1 protein-coding gene is annotated in these 265 nt (G+C 65.7%); it reads right to left on the reverse strand.

The window, feature by feature from the left end:
• A partial coding sequence (locus RVY79_RS20000; RefSeq protein WP_317466322.1) for an SAF domain-containing protein occupies positions 1-265 on the reverse strand: 265 nt, incomplete at both ends.

The raw sequence follows: 265 nt of genomic DNA on the forward strand, positions 1-265 counted from the left end.
CCCGCCCCCACCTGCTGCGCCAATCCGGACGCAAGTTGGGAGGCAAGCAGCGGCACGCCCACGCCAACCGGGAGAATCGGCTCGCGCCCCACCACCTTGGACACATCGGAGAATGCCTCGACCGGATTGATCGGCAACTGCTCAATGCCCAGTTGGTCCGCCGTAATGGGCTTGCCAGGCTCCAGCGGTTTGACCGTGACAACAATCGGGTAGGCCGTCTTGCCGTCTTTCTGCACGGCTACCGGCGCGGGCGGACGATGCGCAC

The organism is Chromohalobacter sp. HP20-39, from assembly GCF_033052815.1.
GTDB lineage: Bacteria > Pseudomonadota > Gammaproteobacteria > Pseudomonadales > Halomonadaceae > Chromohalobacter.